20 protein-coding genes are annotated in these 21,565 nt (G+C 71.8%); 7 read left to right on the top strand and 13 right to left on the bottom strand.

Features of this window, described 5'->3' with window-relative positions:
• Nucleotides 1-62: 62 nt before the first annotated feature.
• Nucleotides 63-1,457, bottom strand: a complete 1,395-nt coding sequence (locus ND450_RS05135; RefSeq protein WP_253324998.1) for a serine hydrolase — start codon at nt 1,455-1,457, stop codon at nt 63-65.
• Between the two features lie 180 nt (nt 1,458-1,637).
• Between ND450_RS05135 and ND450_RS05130 the strand changes: the two genes are divergently transcribed.
• Complete coding sequence (locus tag ND450_RS05130; RefSeq protein ID WP_253324997.1) at nt 1,638-2,006, top strand: RidA family protein; 369 nt, start codon at nt 1,638-1,640, stop codon at nt 2,004-2,006.
• Between the two features lie 101 nt (nt 2,007-2,107).
• On the opposite strand, the gene ND450_RS05125 is transcribed toward ND450_RS05130, so the two are convergent.
• Nucleotides 2,108-3,541 carry an amidohydrolase family protein gene (locus ND450_RS05125; protein WP_253324996.1) on the bottom strand — a complete coding sequence of 478 codons (1,434 nt, stop codon included), beginning with the start codon at nt 3,539-3,541 and terminating at the stop codon, nt 2,108-2,110.
• A 100-nt stretch (nt 3,542-3,641) separates the two neighbouring features.
• Between ND450_RS05125 and ND450_RS05120 the strand changes: the two genes are divergently transcribed.
• A complete protein-coding gene (locus ND450_RS05120; protein WP_253324995.1) occupies nt 3,642-4,298 on the top strand; it encodes a TetR/AcrR family transcriptional regulator in 657 nt (218 codons plus the stop codon).
• An 8-nt stretch (nt 4,299-4,306) separates the two neighbouring features.
• Here ND450_RS05120 and ND450_RS05115 read toward each other — a convergent pair whose 3' ends face one another.
• The 3 genes from ND450_RS05115 to ND450_RS05105 form a co-directional block, all read right to left on the bottom strand.
• A complete protein-coding gene (locus ND450_RS05115) occupies nt 4,307-5,539 on the bottom strand; it encodes an FAD-binding oxidoreductase (protein WP_253324994.1) in 1,233 nt (410 codons plus the stop codon).
• A gap of 49 nt (nt 5,540-5,588) precedes the next feature.
• Complete coding sequence (locus ND450_RS05110; RefSeq protein WP_253324993.1) at nt 5,589-6,575, bottom strand: dipeptidase; 987 nt, start codon at nt 6,573-6,575, stop codon at nt 5,589-5,591.
• A gap of 162 nt (nt 6,576-6,737) precedes the next feature.
• Complete coding sequence (locus ND450_RS05105) at nt 6,738-7,640, bottom strand: helix-turn-helix transcriptional regulator (protein WP_253324992.1); 903 nt, start codon at nt 7,638-7,640, stop codon at nt 6,738-6,740.
• 101 nt (nt 7,641-7,741) lie between these two features.
• Here ND450_RS05105 and ND450_RS05100 point away from each other — a divergent pair, with 101 nt between their 5' ends.
• Complete coding sequence (locus ND450_RS05100; RefSeq protein ID WP_253324991.1) at nt 7,742-8,233, top strand: SRPBCC family protein; 492 nt, start codon at nt 7,742-7,744, stop codon at nt 8,231-8,233.
• A gap of 4 nt (nt 8,234-8,237) precedes the next feature.
• Here the strand turns inward: ND450_RS05100 and ND450_RS05095 are convergent, their stop codons facing one another.
• On the bottom strand, nt 8,238-9,518 hold the full coding sequence (locus ND450_RS05095; protein ID WP_371927659.1) for a carboxylesterase/lipase family protein: 1,281 nt from the start codon (nt 9,516-9,518) through the stop codon (nt 8,238-8,240).
• A gap of 20 nt (nt 9,519-9,538) precedes the next feature.
• Nucleotides 9,539-10,435, bottom strand: coding sequence for an MBL fold metallo-hydrolase (locus tag ND450_RS05090; RefSeq protein ID WP_253324989.1), 897 nt, complete (start codon nt 10,433-10,435; stop codon nt 9,539-9,541).
• 124 nt (nt 10,436-10,559) lie between these two features.
• Between ND450_RS05090 and ND450_RS05085 the strand changes: the two genes are divergently transcribed.
• The 3 genes from ND450_RS05085 to ND450_RS05075 are packed head-to-tail and all read left to right on the top strand — an operon-like array spanning nt 10,560 to nt 12,249.
• Nucleotides 10,560-10,925, top strand: coding sequence for a hypothetical protein (locus tag ND450_RS05085; protein WP_253324988.1), 366 nt, complete (start codon nt 10,560-10,562; stop codon nt 10,923-10,925).
• Nucleotides 10,922-11,809: a WXG100 family type VII secretion target gene (locus ND450_RS05080; protein ID WP_253324987.1), complete on the top strand. Its 888-nt coding sequence runs from the start codon at nt 10,922-10,924 to the stop codon at nt 11,807-11,809. Before ND450_RS05085 ends, ND450_RS05080 begins: the two co-directional genes overlap by 4 nt.
• On the top strand, nt 11,806-12,249 hold the full coding sequence (locus ND450_RS05075; protein WP_253324986.1) for a hypothetical protein: 444 nt from the start codon (nt 11,806-11,808) through the stop codon (nt 12,247-12,249). Before ND450_RS05080 ends, ND450_RS05075 begins: the two co-directional genes overlap by 4 nt.
• Nucleotides 12,250-12,294: 45 nt before the next feature.
• On the opposite strand, the gene ND450_RS05070 is transcribed toward ND450_RS05075, so the two are convergent.
• The 5 genes from ND450_RS05070 to ND450_RS05050 form a co-directional block, all read right to left on the bottom strand.
• Entirely contained in the window at nt 12,295-13,287 is a 993-nt protein-coding gene (locus tag ND450_RS05070; RefSeq protein ID WP_253324985.1) for an ADP-ribosylglycohydrolase family protein, read from the bottom strand.
• A 22-nt stretch (nt 13,288-13,309) separates the two neighbouring features.
• On the bottom strand, nt 13,310-15,142 hold the full coding sequence (locus ND450_RS05065; RefSeq protein WP_253324984.1) for a glycoside hydrolase family 76 protein: 1,833 nt from the start codon (nt 15,140-15,142) through the stop codon (nt 13,310-13,312).
• Nucleotides 15,143-15,386: 244 nt separating this feature from the next.
• Nucleotides 15,387-16,748 carry an aminoglycoside phosphotransferase gene (locus tag ND450_RS05060; protein ID WP_253324983.1) on the bottom strand — a complete coding sequence of 454 codons (1,362 nt, stop codon included), beginning with the start codon at nt 16,746-16,748 and terminating at the stop codon, nt 15,387-15,389.
• A complete protein-coding gene (treS, locus tag ND450_RS05055) occupies nt 16,745-18,412 on the bottom strand; it encodes a maltose alpha-D-glucosyltransferase (RefSeq protein ID WP_371927658.1) in 1,668 nt (555 codons plus the stop codon). Before treS ends, ND450_RS05060 begins: the two co-directional genes overlap by 4 nt.
• Nucleotides 18,413-18,536: 124 nt before the next feature.
• The gene (locus ND450_RS05050; protein ID WP_253324982.1) at nt 18,537-19,601 is read right to left on the bottom strand and encodes an amidohydrolase family protein; all 1,065 of its coding nucleotides are present in this window, start codon (nt 19,599-19,601) and stop codon (nt 18,537-18,539) included.
• A gap of 62 nt (nt 19,602-19,663) precedes the next feature.
• Between ND450_RS05050 and ND450_RS05045 the strand changes: the two genes are divergently transcribed.
• Nucleotides 19,664-20,131 (top strand): MarR family winged helix-turn-helix transcriptional regulator, encoded by a 468-nt coding sequence (locus ND450_RS05045; RefSeq protein ID WP_253324981.1) that lies wholly within the window; start codon nt 19,664-19,666, stop codon nt 20,129-20,131.
• A gap of 4 nt (nt 20,132-20,135) precedes the next feature.
• Here ND450_RS05045 and ND450_RS05040 read toward each other — a convergent pair whose 3' ends face one another.
• Nucleotides 20,136-21,527, bottom strand: coding sequence for a serine hydrolase (locus ND450_RS05040; protein WP_253324980.1), 1,392 nt, complete (start codon nt 21,525-21,527; stop codon nt 20,136-20,138).
• Nucleotides 21,528-21,565: the final 38 nt, after the last annotated feature.

Genomic DNA, 21,565 nt, shown 5'->3' with positions numbered 1-21,565 from the left:
CTCAGGGCCGCCTGAGCGTCGATCGGACGACCGGACCACCGCGTCCACTCCGCGCAGCGGTCTCAGGCGATCCGCTCGTACAGCGTGCCCGCCCGGACGAGCGTGGGCCGTCCGTCCGGGCCGGGTGCGAGGAACTGCACCGCCGCGACCGCGCCCGGAGCGCCGAGCTCCAGCACGAACCGGCGCCGTTCGGCGTCCACGCAGACGAGCGGCAGGGCCTGGCTGTCCTCCCCCGGGCTGCCCATCAGCCGTTCCCACGCCACCAGGGCGGGAGTGCGGATCAGTTCGAGGTGGAGCCGCCCGTCGCGGACGTCGACCACGACCTCGCCGTCCGGCGACGCGTACCGCCCGGCGAACGGCTCGGGGACTACCTCGACCGCGGACTCCGGCGCCGCCACGGGTTCCGGGACACGCACGCCGAAGAGCTCCCCGAGGAGGTCGGCGCACAGCGCGGAGACCAGCTGCCCGCCGGTCTGGCTGTTCGCGAGCACCGCCAGAACGGCCTTCCGCTCCGGGAGGACGACCAGGTTGGAGTGCATGCCGTTGTTGGCGCCGGCGTGCCCGATGACCAGTTCGGGCCCCTCCTGCACGATCGCCCAGCCGAGGCCCCAGTTCACGTACAGGGGCAGGCAGCCCCAGTAGTCGTCGAACTGGGGCGTGCGCATCAGTTCCACCGCCTCGGGCGACAGGATCCGGCGGCCGTCGGGCGCCGTGCCGTCGAGGTGCGTCCGCCCGAAGCGGATCAGGGCGTCGGCGTCGAGCCACAGGCGGGACCCGGCCGGGCCGTTCTCCGGACCGAGGCGCAGGCGGGCCACCGGGGACGTCGTGCCGGCGACGGGGTCGACGACGTGGCCGACGGCGGTGGACCGCAGCAGCAGCTCTTCGGCGTCGGGGGTCGCGTTGAGGCCGAGCGGTTCGAGGACGCGGGAGCGGAGTGCCGCGTCGTAGCGCTCGCCGGTGATCACCTCGACCAGGCGCCCGAGCGTGCCCATGCCCGCGTTGCTGTAGCACCACCGCTCACCGGGAACGCCCGTGACAGGCAGGGTGGCGAGGTCCCCCATGAGGCGTTCGAGGACGTCGTCGCCCGGCGGCAGGTCCGGCAGGTGGTTGGCGGCGAGCCCGGACGAGTGGGTGAACAGCATGCGCACGGTGATCGCGTCGGACCGTTCCGGCGTCGCCGAGGTGAAGTCCGGCAGGTAGGTCCGCACGGGCGCGTCGAGGTCGAGCAGGCCCTCGTCCACGAGGGTCATCGCCAGGGACGACGTGAACACCTTCGTGATGGAGCCGGCGGCGAAGAGCGTGTCCGCGCGCACCGGCGCGCCGGTGACGACGTTGGCCGTGCCGGTCTCCGCCCGCACGAGCGCGCCGTCGTGCCACAGCGCCGCGGAGGCACCGGTCACGCTGAACTTCTCCGCGAGCTCCGACAGCCGGCCCGCGAGCTCCGTCGAGGTCATCATCCTCAGCACCCTAGGTCGGCGGGGCGTCGGCGGCACGTGACAACCGTTGCGCCGAACCATCTGACCGTTCGACACCTGTCACACGCCGAAACGCCCGCGCAGCAAGATAATTCCCAGAGCCGGGCCGTCCGTCCACTTCGGATCGCCCGGCTTCCCCCACCCACCACGAGGAGAGGCTCCATGGCCCAGGACCCAGTCACCCCACCGCCCGCGTCCTCGTTCCGCCGCCACGGCGACCTGCTGCTGTTGTCGGGCCAGGTCGGCGTCGACGAGAACTGGCGGCCGGTGAACGGCACCTTCCAGGACGAGGTGCGCGCGGTCTTCCGCAACGTCCGAACCGTGCTCGCCGAGGCCGGGAGCCGGCCGGAGCAGATCCTCAAGATCACCGGCTACCTGACGGACGCCGAGTTCTTCCCCGCCTACAACGAGGTCTGGCTCGAGGAGTTCCCGGACCCTGCGCACCGCCCCGCCCGCACGACGATCGTGACGCGGCTGCACCCGCCGTTCCGGGTCGAACTGGACGTCACGGCGGTGGGCGACGCTTCCTGAGTCCTTCCAGGACAGTCCACTGAAGACAGAGACATCGGGGCTCGTCCGGCCGGACCGGACGAGCCCCGAGGCGCAGGCGGGGCGTTGTCAGCGCCCCGGGATCACAGGCAGCTCGGACAGCCCGGCAGCCGGGCCCCGTGGTGCAGGGCCTTCGCGTAGCGGGCCTCCTCCTCGATCGGGCCGGCCAGCTCCGCGGTCAGCCACCGCTGCTCCGGCAACGCGCCGAGGTCCACCGGCACCCCGTCCTTGATGACGGCGTGGATGCTCTCGTAGTTCTTGGCGCCCTGCAGCGGGTCGTGGTCGAGGACGACCATGTCCGCGATCTTGCCGACCTCGAGGGTGCCGAGGTCGTCGTCGACGTGGTAGGCCTTGGCGATGTTGCGGGTGGCGGCGTGCAGCAGGTCCATCGGCTTCATGCCCTTCTCCTCCATCGCCCTCAGCCAGACGAAGTGGCCGGTCGCGAGGCGGCCCAGGGCCTCCTCCTCGGGCATGCCGTTCCAGGTGCCCTTGATCATCGGCTCCTGCAGGACCTCCGGGGCGAAGATGCCTCCGTCGTTGGCCAGCAGGATGTTCGCGCCCGCGCTGATGAGGTTGCGGGTGTTGGCGTCCGAGGCCTTCCACATCGTCCACTCGAAGTCCGAGATGGACGACTTCAGGAAGTCGAGGCCGTTCTCGGTGACGGGGAAGACGGCGGCGCCGCTGCCGGTCCGCGCGAACTGCTCGAGGAGGTCGTCCGGGATCGCGGTCGGGCCGGTGGTGTTGGGGTGCTGCACGAGGTCGCAGCCCGCGTCGACCGCGATCCGCAGGCCCTCGACGGACGTGGCGTGCGCCTGTGCGGTGAGGCCGGCCCGGTGGGCCTCCTCGACGATGGCGCGCTGGGTCCGCTCCGAGAAGACGAGGAACGCCCCGGCGGCGATCCCGCCGTGTTCGTTCGACGCGTACTTGACGAAGTCGATGCCGCGCTCGATGTACCCGCGCACCTCCTTGGCGACCTCGTGCGGCTCCAGCCACATGAGGTGCCGCCCGGTGTTCTCGACCCAGGCCGCGTTGACCCGGTCGACGAAGTACGAGGTGCCGACACCAGGAATCCTGCCGTCGAAGTCGCCGGAGAAAGGACCGTCGAACCCGACGATGTTGCCGGCGCAGCGGATGCGGCTGCCCACGGTCTCGCCGCGGTTGATCCGGTCCCGCACCGCCATGAGCGCCCGCCGCGGCCCCCAGGTGTCGAACACCGTCGTCAGGCCGGCCTTCAGGGCGACCTGGGCGGCCTCGGTGATCAGGTCCTCGTAGCGCCCGTCGTAGCGGACGAGCGTCTCGTACAGGGCGTTGACCAGGAGGTGCACGTTGGCGTTCATCAGGCCGGGGATGACGAACCTGCCGCTGTGGTCGACGATCTCGGCATCCGCGGGCACCGCGATGTCCTCGCGCCGCCCGATCGCCGTGATGCGGCCGTTCTCCACCAGGATCGACCGGCCCTCGGCGCCACCGTCGGACACACCGTCGATGATCGTGGCGCCGGTCAGAAGGAGTGACATCTTCGTCCTCTCAGCATCGTTGTGCGCGGGCGCTCCCGCCGGAGACGCCGATTACCTTCATCTGTTACTTACAACTGAAGGTTTTGTATACTCCCAGGTTATGGCGCGTCAAGAGACAACGAACCTTTCCTCGTCCCCTGTTCGTCGGCGTGGTGGGCGCAAGCCCACGATCAGCCGCGAGCAGATCCTGCGCGCCGCCGGGAAGTTCGCTCCCGAAGAACTGTCGATACCGGCGCTGGCCGGGTCGCTCGGGGTCACCCACGCCGGGATCTACCACTACTTCTCGTCCCGCGCCGAGCTCGTGGCGGCGATAGCGGCGCACGCCTCCCGGCAGCTCGAGCCGCCCCCTCCCGGGCCGTGGGAGGACTGGCTGGTCGAGGTCGCGTTCGTCCTGCGAGGACACTTCAGCCAGTTCGCGAGCACGGCCGACCTGGCCGCGATCGGGACGTCGGTGACCTTCGCACCCCTGGTCGAGGCGCTGCTGCGGGTCATGCGGGACGCGGGGTTCACCATCCGCCAGGCGGGCGACGCCAGCGAACTCATCGCGTCGTGCGCGCTGGGGGGAGCCGTGGTCCTGCAGCGGCCGAACTTCGACGCGGCCGCCCTCGTCGAGGACCTCCAGGTCGCCGAGGACTCCCCCGTGCACGAGCTCGCGGCGTCCGCTGTGGACGACGACGCCGACGCGGCCTTCCGCCGTCGGCTCGCGGTCGTCGTCGCCGGGCTCAAGGCTTCTCTGGAGGCCCCCACCGCGTCCTGAACCTCGCTCTAGCGGAGCGGGTCGAACGGGCCGAGCTCGTGCTGGGCGATCCCGGTCATGACCTGCCGGGCGAGGAGCTTGCCCGTGACGGGCGCGTGGGTGACCCCGTACATGCCGTGGCCGCCCGCAATGTGGACGCTGTCGACCTTCGTCCGGCCGATGAGCGGCAGGCCGTCCGGCGTGAGCGGCCGGGCACCGATCCACGGGTCCCGCACGTCGGAGAAGTCGGCGCCGTCGATCAGGGGGTGGATCGAGCGCAGCACCGAGTCGAGCCGGCGGCGGTCGAACGGCGCGTCGCGCCCGGCGACGTCCATGATGCCGGTGACGCGCAGGCGGTCCCCGTAGGGCGTCATGGCGACCCGCACGCCGGGGAGGTACACCGCCGAGGTGACCGGTTCGTCGAGCGCCACGGTGCAGGAGTAGCCGTGACCGGACTGGACCGGCACCCGGACGCCGAACGGGCGGGCGAGCTCCGGCAGCCACGTCCCGGTCGCCAGCACGACGGCGTCGGCGCGGTGCGGCGTGCCCGCCCAGGTGTCGGCCTGCAGGCCGCGGGGGCCGAATCCGACGGACCGGACCAGGGCGCCGTCCACGATCTCGCCGCCGCGCTCGCGCACGGAGGCGGCCAGCGCGTCGAGGAACGGGCCGGGTTCCACGAACCGCTGGTCCTCCAGGTGCAGGACCTGCTCGACGCGGTGGGAGAACGGCGCCTCGTGCCCCGCGGTCGTGCGGTAGGAGACGTGCTGCCCGACCTCGCGGGCGGCGAGGAGCTCGTGCTCGATGCCGGAGGTGTCCTCACCGGCGGTGAACCCGATCCGGAGGGTCTCCTCGCGCACGTCCGCCGCGACGCCACCGGCGAGCAGGTCGTCGAACGCCGGGATCGCCCCGTGGCCGAGGGGGGCCAGCGCCGCCAGCCCCCTGCGCCAGCGCGCACCGGTGGAGTTGCGGGCGAAGCCGGCCAGGAACGCGAGCGTCGACGCGGACACCCGTCTGCTCATCGCGAGCGGTGAGCCGGGCGTCAGCAGGCCCCGGACGCCGGCGCGCAGGAGCGCGGGTTCCGGCAGAGGTGCCGCCATCGCCGGGATGACGTACCCGGCGTTGCCCCACGAGGCGGCCGCTCCGACGCCCGAGCGGTCGAGAACGGTGACCTCGGCGCCGTGTTCCTGCAGGAACCACGCGCACGAGAGCCCGACCGCGCCCGCTCCGACGACCACGACCCGTTGCGGGACGCGAGACTTCATCTCAACTCCTCGTGTTCGGACATTCCACCCTCCGGGCGTCCTGGCGCGTTCACCGCCACACGTCCCGCGCGACCCGCAGGAAGTTGCCGCCCAAGATCCCCTCGACCGCCTCGGCCGGGTAACCGCGATCGACCAGCGCGGCCGCGATCACCGGCAGCCGCTCCGGCTCGACGAAACCGATGCGGTCCCACTGCGCGTAGCTCGCCGGGAACAGGTCGGGGTTCTGCTCCAGCTCACCGCTCGCGTCGTCGTCCTCGAAGCAGAAGTCGAGGCCGATCCCCACGTGCTCCCGGCCGACCAGTTCGACGGCGCGCTCGACGTGGCGGACGAACGTCTCGGTGCTCACGTCGTTGTCGCCCAGGAAGATCCCGACGCCGTTGATCCCGACGACCCCGCCGGTCGCGGCGCACGCGCGGATCTGGTCGTCCCCCACGTTGCGCTCGTGGTCGTGGATCGCGCGCACCGAGGAGTGGGAGAGCACGACGGGCGCTGACGACGCGGCGAAGACGTCCATCGAGGTGCGGTAGGAGCAGTGGGACGCGTCCACGACCATGCCCACGCGGTTCATCTCCGCCACCACGTCCCTGCCGAACGCGGTCAGCCCGCCGTCCGAGGTGTCGTGGCAGCCCGACCCGGCGGCGTTGCGCTGGTTGTAGGTGAGCAGCATGGTCCGGACGCCGAGGTCGTAGTAGGTCCGCACCATGTCCGTGCGACCTTCCAGCGGGTTGGCGTCCTCGAGGTCGAACGCGACCGCGAGCCGTCCGGTGGCCTTGGCCGTGCGCACGTCCTCGACCGAGCCGGCGAGGACGTACCGGTCCGGGTTCGAGAGCACGTGGTGGCGGAACGCGGACAGCACCCGGATCGTGTCGGTGATGCCGTGCGGTGCGTAGCCGACGTTCACCGACACGAAGGAGGCGCCCGCGTCGGCGTAGCGCGACAACTCGTCGACGTCGGTGTCCGGGTCGAGGGGGAGGCAGCAGTGCTGCTCCCACACCAGTGCCCGGGAGTACTCGAACCGCGTCTGCGCCTGCTTCATGGATCTCCCGGGAGCGGTGGTCGGACCTCCCGAACCTAGGTCCGCACCGGACGGGGAACGAGTGACCGCTGTCGTACCTCCGGGCACGGCTGATCGACAGCTGTCGCAGGTGACCAGGTGATCGTCACCGAGCCCGGCCGAGGCGCTCCCGCCCCCCGCAGGTCAGCGCGCGGTGACGTCCGCGCGGGCGGCCGCGTCCCGGTCGGCCGCCTGCCTCGATGCGACGGCCTGGGCGAGCAGTGTGAGCCCCGCCTGGGCCGCCGACCCCGGTGGCGCCGTCACGACGGTCAGCGTCTGGTCCGGGGCGTGCGGGACGCGCAGCGTCTGCTGGTTCACCAGGACCTCCCCCGCGACGGGGTGGTGCATCCGGTGCGCGGTGCTGTCGCAGGCGCGCACGCGGTGGTCGGCCCACATGGTCGCGAACTCGGGGCTGCGGGTCGCGAGCTCACCGACGAGCGCGGTCAGGTCGCGGTCGTCCGGGTGCCTGCCGGCGGTGAGGCGGAGGTTGCCGACGACCGCACGGGCCTTCGCCGTCCAGTTCCCGTAGAGCGCGCGGGTGTGCGCGTCGAGGAAGACCAGCCTGGTCATGTTGGGGCGGTCGGCCGGGCGCTCGGGGCTCGTGAAGTCGAGGTGCCCGGCGAACAGGGCGTGGCCCAGCGGGTTCCACGCGAGCACGTCGCCGCGCCGGCCGAGCAGGATCGCCGGTACGTGCGCGAGCGTCGTGATGAGCTCGGCGGTGTCGGGCGAGACCCGCTCCGCCGGTGGCTTCGGGGCGGGCCGCCCGCGTCGCGGCCGGGCGAGTTCGCGCAGGTGCGCGTGCTCGTCGGAGTCCAGCTGCAACGCGCGGGCCAGCGCGGCCACGACCTCCTGCGACGCGTGCAGCGCCTGTCCCTGTTCGAGGCGGACGTAGTACGACGCGCTGACTCCGGCGAGGCCCGCGACCTCCTCGCGGCGCAGGCCGGGGACGCGCCGCCGTTCGCCGTAGGTCGGCAGTCCGACCTGGTCCGGCCGCAGCCGCGCCCGGCAGGCCTGGAGGTACTCGGCGAGCTGTCCCTGTCCGCTCATGGGGCCAGTATGCGCAAGGCCGCGGAGCCGAGCCTGACCGTGCGAGTGGTAGGCAACGACCGGTCTGGCTCGTCGGGCCGCCGCCGGGCGAGGGTCGAGCCATGACATCGATCCTCGAGAACACCCCGGTGATGGACCTCGACCCGGCGGACTTCGGCTTCCGGCGCCGCGCCTGGGTCCCCGTGCCACCGGCACGCCTCTACGACATCGTCAGCGACGTCTCCCTGATCGGCCGCTGGAGCCCCAGCGCGTCGGAGGTCGCCTACGACGACGGCGCCGGACCGGAGCCCGGCGCCTGGTTCAGCGGCCACAACCGGCGCGGTGACCGCACGTGGGTCAGCCGGTCGCAGGTCCTCGCGGCACGGCCGGGCGCCGAGTTCTCGTTCGTCGTGGGCGGCCTGGACGACGGCATCGTGCGCTGGCGCTGGACCATGCACGAGGACGGCGACGGGTCGGTCGTGACCCAGGAGTGGCAGTTGCTGCGCATGGACCCGGTGCTCGGGGCGACCCGCCGCGACGTCGAGGTCCTGCGCGACGAGATGGAGACGAGCGTCGAGTCGACGCTCGTCTCCCTGGCGAAGTGGCTGCACTGACCTGTCAGTGCCCGAACGCCTTCACGACGGGCCACCTGTCCCAGCCGGGATCACCGGTGCGGGCGAAGGAGATCCAGGCCCCGTGGACGTCGGCCGCCAGCTGCTCGGGCACCTCGCCGGGCCCGAGCAGCCCGGTCTCCCCGTGCAGGGCCGGGTCGCCGGCGACGTCGAAGACGAACGGCAGTTCCACGGTGTGCGCCGCCCCCAGCCGCCCGTCCAGCGCCGTCGAACGGTGGCCGAACGAGTAGACGTGGGCCCGGCCGTGGGCCTCGATCATCCGCTCGGTGCCGTCGCCGAACAGGGTGGCACCGAGCGATTCCGCCGCAGCGGTGTCCAGATTCCCCTTCGGCACCAGGTAAAGCCGTCCCTCCTCGGTGTTGGTGCCGATCAGCAGGTCCACCGGCTCGTCCGGCAGGGCGTCGGCGGGCTGGACGGGCAGCACGAGGCTGAACGGACTCAGGCCCGCCAACGGATCCGCGGCCGTGGCGGTCCGCAGGTCGAGCCCGGCGAGCGACGGCAACGCCTCCACGAAACGCTCGTCGGGAACATCCGCGAACGCCTCCGGGGCGACTCCGAGGACGTCGGCCAGCGCCGCCGTCACCCGTTCCGCCTGCTCCGGCGTGAACGCGCCGGAACCGGTGCCGCTCTGCATGATCGCGCGCCGGAACAGGCCGCGCGCCCGGGAGTCCGCGAGCAGCGCACCGACCAGCGTGGCTCCGGCGGACTGGCCGAACACGGTGACGTTGCCCGGATCTCCGCCGAACACCGCCACCGTGTCGCGCACCCATGCCAGCGCGGCGATCACGTCGAGCAGACCGCGGTTGGGCGGCGCTCCCGGCAGGTCGAGGAAACCGGGAACGCCGAGCCGGTAGTTCACCTTCACCAGCACCACGCCGTCGCGGGCGAACGACCGGCCGTCGTAGAGCGAGGCGGTGGTGGAGCCCGTGACGAAGCCGCCGCCGTGCACGAACACCATGACGGGACGCTTCCCGTCGCCCGCGGCGGGCGTGTGCACGTCGACCGTGAGGTACTCCCCCGGCACCCAGCCGGGCCCGAAGTACGGGGTCAGGTCGAGCCGGCCGAAGTCGCGCGCCGGCTGGGGTGCCGTGGGCGACGGCCGGGTGCCGTCCCGCACCCCGCGCCAGCCCGGATGCGGCACCGGGGCGGCGAACCGCCCGGCGCCGGTGGGCGTCACCGCGTACGGGACGGCCCGGTAGACCTCCCCGGTCTCGTGGCGCGCACCCCGCACCGCGCCCGCCGGCGTGAAGACCAGTGGGTCGTTCATCATTCCTCCACAAAGGACGATCAGACGCGGGAGAACCCGGCCCAGTCCTGGACTTCGAAACCGGACCCGGCCCGCTTCACCTGCACCGCGCCGTGGCCGCCGAAGTGCGCGGGGAACACCAGCGCCTTCTCGTCCTCCGCCCGCCCGAACAACCGGCGCCGCGTGGCACGCGCCTGCACCGGGTCCTCGCAGAAGCACGAGTTCACGTCGGGGTGCAGGACCTGCAGGGGGCTGTGGACCAGGTCGCCCACGAACAGCGCCTTGTCGTCCCGCGACTCGAGCACGACGACCGACGACCCCGGGGTGTGCCCGGCGGCGAGCTCGAGCCGCAGGTCGCCGTCGATCCGGTGGCTGTCGTCCCACAACTCCACGAGCCCCGCCTCGACCACGGGCGCCACGCTGTCCTCGAACACGTTCTGGTTGCCGCGCCCGAACACCGAGGTGTGCTCGTTGGCCGGGTTCCAGAACTCGAAGTCCCGCCGCGGCATCAGGTAGGTGGCGTTCGGGAAGGTCGGCACCCACTCGCGCCCGTCGAGGCGGGTGTTCCAGCCGACGTGGTCGATGTGCAGGTGCGTGTTGACCACGACGTCGACCTCCTCCGGCCGCACGCCGGCACGGGCGAGGTCGTCGAGGAACCCGGTGTCGAGGTGGCTCCACACCGGCGCGTAGGGCCGTTCCTTGTGGTTGCCGACGCCGGTGTCGACCAGGACCGTGCGTCCCCCGCTGCGCAGCAGCCACGTCTGGACAGCGGCCCGGCACTCGTTCGTCGCGGGATCGTAGAAGTCCGGGACGAGCAGGTCCTCGGAGTCGTACCCTCCGTTGTCCGGGAAGAACTCGGCCGGGCTCATCCGCACCGATCCGGCGTACTCGACGATCCGGGTGATCTCGACGTCACCCAAGGTCAGCTTGTCATCCATGTGTTCGACCGTGTCCGAGGACGGTCACGGCAACCAGACCTGCCCGGTCCTACCCCCGGCAGGGGGTGGCACGGGGCGCCTGCCGGTCCGGACGGGACGGAACCTCGGAGGGGAGGCAGGCGTCATGACCGCCATGGGAGAGAAGTTCCACGTAGTACCGGACGAGCTGCGCGGCTACAGCGGGTTGCTCGATCGGCAGGCCGAGCACTTCCTGACGATCCGCGAGCACGCGGTCGTCCAGGGCGGGGACACGTCCGGGTTCACCGGGCTGCTGTCGCTGCTCGACCCCGTCGTCATCGGGGTCGCGCGGCTTTACGGCGAGACCCTCGATGCCGCCAGCAAGAAGATGGCCCAGGACGCCGAGGCCCTGATCAAGTCGGCGGACGCCTACGAGAAGGCGGACCACGTCGGCGTCTGCCTGATCGACACCGCGGGCGGGAAGACGGAGCCCCCGTCCTGGCTCGAGAGAGTTCTGGGGGTCGGCAGATGAGCGCCGGGGTCTGCAACGGTTACCAGGACGTCGAGGACCCGGGGGTCGCCCTGCGCGCCACCCCCGAGAACCGCCCCGGCCGGCAGACGGTCAAGGAGCTGATCGAGGCCGCCGGCTGGAAGATCCAGGGCGTCAACTGGATCTACCAGCAGGTCACCGGCGACGACCTGGTGCGCGACCTGGTCATGCCGCTGGCGGGCGACTTCGAGAAGATCGACGCGAACGCCGCCGCGTGGGACAGGGTCGCCAAGGCGCTGGACAACGTGCGGCACAACGTGAACAACGGCATCGAGGAGCTCGCGCCGAGCTGGGACGGCGGCGCCGCGCAGAGCTTCGAGAACCGCATGCGCCGCACGTGGACCACGGCGATCGAGTGGGACTCGCAGGTCGCGAAGTTCATCGGCGACCGCTTCAAGAACATGGCGAGCTCGTGCCGCTCGGCCGCGAAGCTCGCGCTCACCCTGCTCGACAAGATCTGCGACAAGCTGATGAAGGCCGCCATGACGGCGTGGATCCCGATCGTCGGCTGGGGCCGTGCCGTGTGGATGGTCTACGACGTCGTCAACATCGTCGACCAGGTGCGCAAGCTCATCCAGTCCATGCAGACGCTCATCGAGGGCGTCCAGGGCATGATCAACGGCATCAAGCTGATGGGCACCGCGCTGTCGCGCATCCCCGACGTGCGCGATGTCAACGACTTCTTCGACGTCGTCGACACCTGGCAGGACGGCAGGGAGAAGCTGGGCGACGGCGTGTCCGCCGTGGGCAGCGGCGCCTGGGGCGTGGCCAAGAACGGCTACAAGACCCGCACCAAGGTGAAGGGCACGCAAGAGGACGATCACTGGCAGCACAGCACTCCTGCCGCCTCGGGTGGTGCGCAATGACGTTCCCGTACGACAGCGCCCGGCAGCAGTTGCAGACGTGGCAACAGGATCTCGACGCGAGGGGCGCGCGCCTGGAGAAGGTCGCGCTCGAAGCGTCCAGGGTGCAGACCCACGGTGGCGACCTGTCCCCCGCGGACGTCGCCGAGATCGAGAAGTTCGCCCGCTCCAAGGACGCGCCCAACGCGTTGAAGGACCTGCAGCGCAAGGTCGACGCGGGCTCGTTGTCCTGGCAGGACATCGCCTCCGGCAGGGCCGTGGGTGATCCCGACGTGCAGCGCGCGATGCAGACCAGCATGCCGTCGCTCAAGCGGGCGTACACGGCGATCAAGGAGGGGCAGGACCTCGACGAGGTCGTGGCAGCGGGTCAGCAGCGGCCCCGGCGGGCGCGCGGGGACTACGACGACGACGCGCCGAGCGACTTCACCGAGGACGCCTTCTGACGCACGGGGTGGTGCGGGGCCGGTGCGACGGCTCCAGGACCGGGCCTAGGCTCGTCCGCCGGAAGCCAATGCCGCCAACTGGTCCCGGTACTCGATGCGAGCGACCCAGTCCGCGGGCCACGCTTCCACCCCGTGCGCGGCACCGGCGAACGCCCCGGCCAGCGCGGCGATCGAGTCGGAGTCGCCGCTCGTCCGGGCGGCCCGCACGAGCGCCCGCACCGGGTCGTCGGCGTGCCGGATCGCGCAGTACAGCCCGGTCGCGAGCGCCTCCTCGGCGATCCAGGCCTCGCCGGTGGCCAGGCACGCGTCCTGCCCGTCGTCCGGCAGCGCGAGCACGGCCACCAGCCGTTCCAGCACGTCGGCGCACTCGTCCCAGCCGCGGGCGATGAAGTCGGCCGGGGTGGTCGCTCCCGGCGACTTCCACAGCGTTCCCAGCCAGTCCTCCCGGTAGGCCGAGCGCTGGTCGCGGCAGCGGGCCAGCAGCGCGGCGGGCACGCCGGCCAGGTCCAGGCCGTCGACCAGCAGACGCGTCGCGTACGCGGTGAGTTCGGACGCGGCCAGGGCCGTCGGGTGGCCGTGGGTCATCGCGGCCTGCAGTTGCGACACCCCGGCGAGCACGTCGAGGTCGAGACCGGGCAGCAGGCCCACCGGCGTCACGCGCATGTTCGCGCCGCAGCCCTTGGACCCCGCGATGGTCGCCTCGACCCACGGCAGGCCCTCGGCCAGTCCGCCGACCGCCCGCAGGCACGTCATCCCCGGCGCGCGGTCGTTCTCCGGGCTGTGCGCCCAGGCCACGAACCGTTCCCGCAGCCGTGGTTCGAGCGCGTCCGCGGTGTAGCTCTCGGCGTCGTGCAGCGCCCACGCGACCGCGAGCGCCATCTGCGTGTCGTCGGTGACCAGCGCGGGGTCGCCGTCCAGGTCGTCCGGTCCGGACGGACCGAACATCTCGTCGATCTCCTCGACGGTCAGGAACTCCGTCGGCTTGCCGAGCGCGTCCCCGAAGGCCAACCCGTACAACGAACCCGCGATGCGATCCACGGTCACGACCCTAGCCGCTGTCCTAGGTCCCGATCACCGCGTTCAGGCCGCTCGCCTGCGTGCGCCAGTCCTGCTGGTTCGGACTGCCACCGGCCCAGCGCTGCCCGATGCGGTTCAGCGCGTCCCGGTCCGCCGCCCACACCGAGTCGGCCTGCTGGCGCGCGAACCGTTGGTACGCGGTGGAGTTCGTCGCCTTCGCGAGGTCGTTCAGGTAGCGCATGAAGATGCCCTTGAACTGCTTCTGGTTGTCGTCGCACGAGCTCGTGCCGACGTCGCAGGACTCGGTGAGCACGCCGCCCCTGGTCAGCACCGGGCTCGCGATGGCCGAGTCCGCCAGGCGCTTCGCGGCGTCGAGGAAGCGGGTGTCGCCCGTGGCGCGCCACACCTCGAGGAACCCGCCGATGCCCAGCCCCTGGTTGTAGGTCCACACCGTCTGGCCGTTGTTGCGGCAGTCGCCGGTCAGGCCGTCGTTGACGAGGCCCGCCGAGCCGATCAGTCCGCTGCCGAGGTACCAGTCCGCGGCGGTGCGGGCGCGTTGCAGCCACAGGGTGTCGCCGGCGGTGCGGCGGTGGATCGCCGCGGTCAGGCGCAGGTACTGGCCGTTCGTGACGGCGTTCTTGTAGGTGCGTTCCCGGTCCCACCAGACACCGCCGCCGCACGTCCTGGTGTCCCAGTACTGGTGCACGTAGGCCGCGATCGTGGTGGCCATCGTCAGGTAGCGCTGGTCACGGGTGACGTCGTAGGCGGCCACCCAGGTGAGGCCCCACCAGGCGCTGTCGTCGATGGAGCGGCTGATGAAATCGCCCTCGATCGGGTCGGTGCCGCGCTGCCCCGCCGCGAACGGGCCGCGGTTCACGTCGAACGTGCGCGCGATGACCCAGTCGTACTCCCGGATCCCCGAGTCCATCACCGCCGACAGCGTCGTCGCCGAGTTCCACCAGCTCGTCGGCCACCAGGCAGTAGTCGGGTCGTAGGAGTACAGGAGTGCGTCAGCGGCGGCACGCGTCCTCGTCGGCACCGGCCGCGCCCACGCCGTGCAACTGCCCTCCTGGTGCGCCGCCTCCCTGCCGCACGCCCGCACAGCGCCGCCGAAGTGACGTCCGCGCGGATCCCTGGTGGCGAACATGGTGGTCCGCGCCGACACGCCTCCCGCGGGCGTGGCGGTCCGCCCGAGCGACGACCCGCCGGGCCAGCTCGCACCGCCGTCCCACGAGCGGTCGAGCCACACCTCGTCCCCCGGCCCACCGGCCTCGACACTCCCCCACGCCATCCCGTTCGCGTCGGTGTGCAGCCGGATGACCCTGCCGAACAACGTGGTGGGCGGCACCGGCTGCAGATCACCACTGGCCTCGGCGGCGCTCGTCCGGTCGCACAGCACGTCGCACACGGTCGGGTAGATCCAGTCGGTGCACGTCACCGCCGCGGCGTCACCGCACGCGCGGATCAGGCCGCGCCGGTGGTGGCCGGGGTCGGTGACGTTGTACATGAGGGTCCTGGTGCCGGTCCACGTGCCCGGGATGCTCGCCCGGCCCAGCAGCCCCTCCCAGCTGACGCCCCCGTCCCACGACCGGTCGAGCCACACCGAGTCGCCCGTCACGCCGTTGTCGATGCTGCCCCACGCCATGCCGTCGCGGTCGGAGACGTGCAGCACCAGGCGGCGGCCGTTGATCTGCCTCTCCGGCACGGGGAAAGTCTCCTGGGCGGCTCTGGAGGGGTCGAGGGTGTCGCAGGACAGCACGCACACCACCGCCGCAGCGGTGATCGGCGACGAGCTGGGTGGGCTGGACGGTGGGCTGCCGGGCGGCGCGGAGACCGGCGCCAGCACCATCAGGACGGCCACGAAGACGTTCAGCACCCCGACCACACTCCCCGCGCTCGTGGGAACGCTCTCATGGTCTGGGAAGCCGAACGATCAGGTCAACGCCCCGGCCCGATCATGTCCAGGACAAGCTGATCGCGAACCGCGGCACCACCCGCCACCCGGCGGTGGACGGGTCAGACCCCGGCCGCGACGCGCTGCCGTCCGGGCACCTCCGCGAGAAGGTCGCCGCGAGCTGACAGCCGAGGGGCGCCACGCACGTGACGCCCCTCGAAAGCCGTCACACCGGCCAGGCCGGCTCCCCGGTCACCGCCTCCGCGATCGCGGACAGCGGGATCACCACCCACTCCGGGCGGAAGCGCTGCTCGTGGCACACCTCGAGCACGGCGCGGTCCAGCTCGACGGCCGCCAGCAGCGCGCCGTCGAGCCGGAACTCCGGCGACAGCTCAACGTACCCGTCGCAGAACGCCTTCCTGTTGCGCGCCAGCCACTTCGCGGCCCTCGGCAGCAGGCCGGCCACGTCGTCCGCGCCCACCAGCAGCTGCGAGGCCGCGTAGTGCAGCGACCGCAACGCGGTGGCCACGTCGTGCTCCGCGGGCCGCGGCCGGATGCGCTCCGCGGCGCCGCCGTGCGGTTCTCCCTCGAAGTCCACGAGCACCCAGTTGTGGGGCGACCGCAGCACCTGTCCCAGGTGCAGGTCGCCGTGCACCCGCTGCAGCCGGACCGGTTCCCCCGCCTCCAGCACCGCGTCGTACCGGGCACGCAGACCCGCCTCGAACGGCGCCAGCGCGGGCACCCAGGCCAGTGCCTCGTCCAGGCGGCGGTGCAGGGCACCGACGAACTCGACCTCGTCGTCCGGCCCGGCGGTCTGCTCGCCGAGCGAGTCGCGCAGGTCGGCGTGCACGCGCGCGACGGCGAGGCCCAGCCGGCGCGCCTCGGCGGCGAAGTCACCGCCCGCGGCCTGCGGGTCCTCACCGGGGCCCGCGAGGAAGTCCCGCACGCTGGCGGTGGCCATCGGCCAGCCCAGCGCGCCGAGCGGCACGAACTCGTGCAGCACGGCGAACGTCGTGCGCACACCGTCCAGTTCGGACTCGAGAGCCCCCTGCGGAGCCGCGATGTGCGGGTCGCCCACCGAGTGCAGGGCGTCGTGCAGCACCAGTTCCGGGTTGTCGCCGGGCTCCAGCACGCGGAAGAACTTCAGCACGTGCCGCTGGCCGTAGACGATCGAGCAGTTGCGCTGCGGCCCCGGGAACGGCCGTCCCACGGGCGCGTCGGTGTACCGGGGCGGCAGCGCGCCGCGGAACCGCAGCCCGTCCACCTCCGCGGACCTCTCGAAGTGGTCGAGCAGCGCGGCGGTCAGCTCCGGGTCGTACACCGCCTCGTACACGGCGCGGTCACCCGCGACGCCGATCCGCGCGTGCACCAGCCGCTCCGGCAGCTCGTCGCGCAGGCCCAGCAGCAGCTGGTACCGGCGCCCGTCCCCGGCCAGCACCACGTGGACCAGCGTCGGATCACCGTCGCGCAGGACGGTCGCGCGTTCGCAAGTGACCGGTCCGCGGCCGCGGAACCAGTGCTGCGACCTGAGCCAGCGCTCCAGCTGCTCCGGCGCCGGCAGGACCTCGACGGCCTCGCTCGTCGTCACTTCTTGTCTCCACCTTCCACGTCGGAGGTCAGCTGGAACCAGTAGAAGCCGTGCCCGGGAAGGGTGAGCTGGTACGGCAGCTCCCCGATCGCGGGGAACCGCACCCCGCCGGTGAGCTCGACCGGCACCGCGCCGGCGTGCTCGGACAGGTCGAGCTCGACGGGCTGCGGGAAGCGCGAGAGGTTGTTGACGCAGAGCACGACGTCGGAACCGAGCGTGCGCTGGTAGGCGAGCACGGTCGGGTTCGACGCCCCGAGCTCGGTGAAGTCGCCGTGACCGAACGCCCGGTGCCGCTTGCGGACCTCGATCATGTGCCGCGTCCAGTTGAGCAGCGACGACTGGCTGCGGGTCTGCGCCTCGACGTTCAGGCCCTGGTAGCCGTAGACCGGGTCCATGATCACCGGCAGGTAGATCCGGCCGGGGTCGCAGCTCGAGAACCCGGCGTTGCGGTCCGGGGTCCACTGCATCGGCGTGCGGACGGCGTCGCGGTCGGCGAGCCAGATGTTGTCGCCCATGCCGATCTCGTCGCCGTAGTACAGAACGGGCGAGCCGGGCAGTGACAGCAGCAGCGCGGTGAACAGTTCGTGCTGGTTGCGGTCGTTCTCCAGCAGCGGGGCGAGCCGTCGGCGGATGCCGATGTTCGCCTTCATCCGCGGGTCCTTGGCGTACTCGGAGTACATGTAGTCGCGCTCTTCGTCGCTGACCATCTCGAGCGTGAGCTCGTCGTGGTTGCGCAGGAAGATGCCCCACTGGGCGTTCTCCGGGATCGCCGGCGTCTGCGCCAGGATCTCCGAGATCGGGAACCGTGACTCCCGCCGCACCGCCATGAAGATCCGCGGCATCAACGGGAAGTGGAACGCCATGTGGCACTCGTCCCCGCCCACCGCCTGGTCACCGAAGTACTCGACGACGTCCGACGGCCACTGGTTCGCCTCCGCCAGCAGCACCCGGCCGGGATACTCGTCGTCGACGACCTTGCGGCACTTGCGCAGGAAGTCGTGCGTCTCGGGCAGGTTCTCGCAGTTCGTGCCCTCGCGCTCGAACAGGTACGGCACGGCGTCGAGGCGGAAGCCGTCGATGCCGATCTCCAGCCAGAACCGCAGCACGTCGAGCATCGCGTCCTGGACCGCGGGGTTGTCGTAGTTGAGGTCCGGCTGATGGCTGAAGAAGCGGTGCCAGAAGAACTGCCCGCGCACCGGGTCGTACGTCCAGTTCGACGTCTCCGTGTCGACGAAGATGATCCGCGCGTCGCTGTAGGCCGAGTCGTCGTCGCGCCACACGTAGAAGTCGCCGAACGGGCCGTCCGGGTCCTCCCGCGACTGCTGGAACCACGGGTGCGCGTCCGAGGTGTGGTTGAGCACCAGGTCGGTGATCACCCGGATGCCGCGGCGGTGCGCCTCGTCCAGCAGGTGCTGAAAGTCCTCGACCGTGCCGAACTCCGGCAGCACCGCGCGGAAGTCGCTGATGTCGTACCCGCCGTCGCGCAGCGGCGACCCGTAGAACGGCGGCAGCCACAGGCAGTCGACGCCCAGCCACTGCAGGTAGTCCAGTTTGGACGCCAGGCCGCGGAGGTCGCCCGTGCCGTCACCGTTGGAGTCGCAGAAGGCGCGGACCAGCACCTCGTAGAAGACCGCGCCCTTGAACCAGTTCGCCTCGTGCTCCATGGCACCTCTCGCTCGCACCTCGTCGGATTGCGGCAGAGTGCGGCACAGCGGGGGCCAAGATCAAATCGTTCACCTGACCGTGTGAACCCTTTGAGGCCAACGGGTTTCGCGCCGGGCGTGCGACTCAGCGAACCCGCTCTCCGTCGATCCAGACGGCGGCGACTTTCCGGGTGGCCGAGATGTCCTCCACCGGGTCACCGTCGACCAGGACGAGATCCGCGCGCCCGCCCTGCGCGACCACTCCCCTGTCGCCGAGGCCGAACGTCCGCGCGGGCAGCGACGTCGCCGCCGCCAGCGCCTCGGCCGGGGTCAGCCCGGCGGCGACCAGGAGCCCGAGCTCGTGGTGCAGCGACTCGCCGTGCCTCGGCGCGAACGGCGCTCCCGGCGCCGAGTTGGCGTCCGTCCCGGCCAGCACCCGGATGCCGGCTTCGCGGAACCTCGTCACCGTGTCCCGCGCGTGCTCGTAGCGGAACCCCGCGCCCGCGAACACCCCGGCGGTGCCCTCCATCATCGTGAGCGTCGGCACCGACACCATCCCGGCCTCCCTCATCCGGGCGATCGTGTCGTCGTCGAGCACGGCGTCGAGCGGCGCGTGCGTGCTGACGTCCACCCCGGCCTCCACGGCGACGCGGAACGCACCCGTGGTCACCGCGTGCGCGACGACGAGCAGGCCGTGGTCGTGCGCGGCCGTGACGAGCGCGTTCACCGTCGCCTGGTCCATGCCCTGCGGCGGCGCGGCCTCCGTCACGACCTTGACGTAGTCGGCGCCGTCGGCCACCCGTCGCGCCACGAACGCCCGCGCCTCGTCCGGGCCGGTCACGATCCCCTCCGCCGGGAAGCCCGGCATCCGGGCGTGGTGCCCACCCGGTCCGACCGCCGGGACCGTGGCGCTCAGGACCTGCGCCACGCCCTTCTGCCGTCGCATCCCGTCGACGAACTCGGCGGGCCACGCGGCCATGTCGAGACCGGTCGTCACGCCCGAGAGGGCGAGGTCCTCCAGGTCGGCCCGGCCGCGCACCACGTGGACGTGGGCGTCGATCAGGCCGGGCAGCAGCACCTTCCCGGTCCCGTCGACCACCTCGTCCGCCACCGCTCCCGCGCCGCCGATGGTCTCCCCGAACACGACCCGGCGTGGCGCGCCCAGGGCCGAGCCGTCGAACACCCGCACGTTCTCGATCGCCGTCGTCACGAAGCCTCCCCGATTTACCTTTCGCGAAAGCTATCACGAAAGCAGTCGGGTAGGCTCCTCCCGTGCCGTCCCCCCGCGAGCTGTCCTCGCTCTCCCTCGCCCAGCACGCCGTGCGGCTCCAGACGTTGCTGGAGCGGGTGGTCGTCGACGTGCTCAAGGAGCACGGGCTGTCCCGCGGCGAGCTCGACGTGCTGGGCGCATTGGCCGCGAACGGCGACGCACGCCCCCAAGAGCTCTCATCGCAGCTGCTGCTGACCACGGGCGGCCTGAGCAACATCCTGCGCAGGCTCCAGACCGACGGGCACATCACCCGCGAGGCGAACACCGCCGACGCGAGGAGCAGCATCGTGCGCCTGACCGGCCAGGGGAAGGCCATCGCGCTGGAGACCGGAGCGGCCGTCAGCGAGGCGATCGCCCGCGCTCTCGGCACCGTCGACGAGTCCGTGCTCGCCTCGGCGGCCGAGCACCTGCACCGCGTCCTCGTCGGCCTCGACGAGGACGCACCCGTGCACCGCGGCGTCCCGTGGTGAGGGCTCACGGACCTTTCATGATGGTGTCGATCGCCTTGCCGAGCTGCGCGTACTTCTGCGTGTACAGCACCGGGAACACCCCGGGCGGGTCGGCCGGGCGGGCCACGTCGACGTAGTCCATGCCCAGGTTGCCGAAGACCACGACGACGTAGGCCCGGTCCCCCTTGCCGGGCAACGACTTGACGATGCCGGCGTCCGAACCGGACGTGCTGGTCCAGCCGGTCTTGTGCGCGAACACCACCTCCGCGGCCGCGTTGCACGGCCGCACGTCCCGGTCGTAGACGGCGTCGCCGACCGTCACGGTGCCGTCCGGCTCGATCCAGCGCGCCGGCACCTGCTGCGGGATGCCCTGCACGGGGTGCTCGCGCCCGCACCAGTTCGGCGTGGACAGCATCTCGTTGTGCCCCTGGCCCGCCAGCGTCTCCAGGAAGAACGCCCGTGACGCGGGCGAGAGCTCGGCGGCGGTGACGGGTTTGCCCGCGTCCGTCGTCCACAGCACGTCCGCGCCGCCGTTGAGCAGCAGCAGGAGCTTCGCGGTGTCGAGGGCGCTCATGTTCGCGCCACCCCAGTTGCCGCCGTTGCCGGGCACCGACCCGGTGAGCATCAGCGTCGGCATCCCCAGGTCCGCGAAGGTCCGGTTGACCTCGTCCCACGCGTTCAGGTCGTGCAGCAGCTTGACCAGCGCGCACGTGGACTCGTTCTGCGACTTGGTGATCATCTCGTCGAACAGCACGCGGACCGTCTTCACCACCGGCCCGCCGCAGACCTCCCTGGCCGGCTCCGGGGCGTAGGAGTACTCGGCGTCGAGGCCGGTCCTGCCCTGGTCCGCCATCCGCAGCACGCCGAAGCCGACCATCAGCTTGAGCACCGACGCCGGGTACGGCGAGGAGAAGTCGATCGGCGCGCTCTCCCTGCCCGGCAGCACGTCGCGGGTGCCGGCACCACCGCCGGTGTCCCACTCGTGGTCGTTCCACCAGCGGTAGCGGACCTGGTCGGTGGACAGTGACGGCGTCTTGACCGGCACCACCACACCGGTCGGGTGCTGGGGGCTGAGCAGCACGTTCGCCACGGTCGCCGGCCGGCCCGCCGGGTCGAGCTCGATGACCGCCACGTCCAGGTTCGGCGTCTGGTGCAGCGGGGTGCCGCCGGTCCGCGCCACGGCTCGTCCGGCCAGCTCGGCGGGCGAGGGATCGTGCTCGGCCCGCTGCTCCGCCGGTGGTTCGCCGGGTTGCGGTGGAGTCAGGTCGAGGACGTCCTTGAAGTTCTGCGCGACGACGGCCTCACGCAGGAGTTCCGCCAGCAACACGTCCTGCGTGCCTGCCGCGGGCGTCGCGGAGGCGGCCACCATCGTCAGCGCCGTGCACGACGCGCTCATCCACTTCCCGACCCGGCTCATGTGGACCGGGTTCTCCCCGTAGTCGCCGATCCTGTGTG

The sequence above is a fragment of the Lentzea sp. HUAS12 genome (assembly GCF_024125735.1).
GTDB classification, from domain to species: domain Bacteria; phylum Actinomycetota; class Actinomycetes; order Mycobacteriales; family Pseudonocardiaceae; genus Lentzea; species Lentzea albida.
This window is presented reverse-complemented; position numbering and strand designations above follow the sequence as displayed.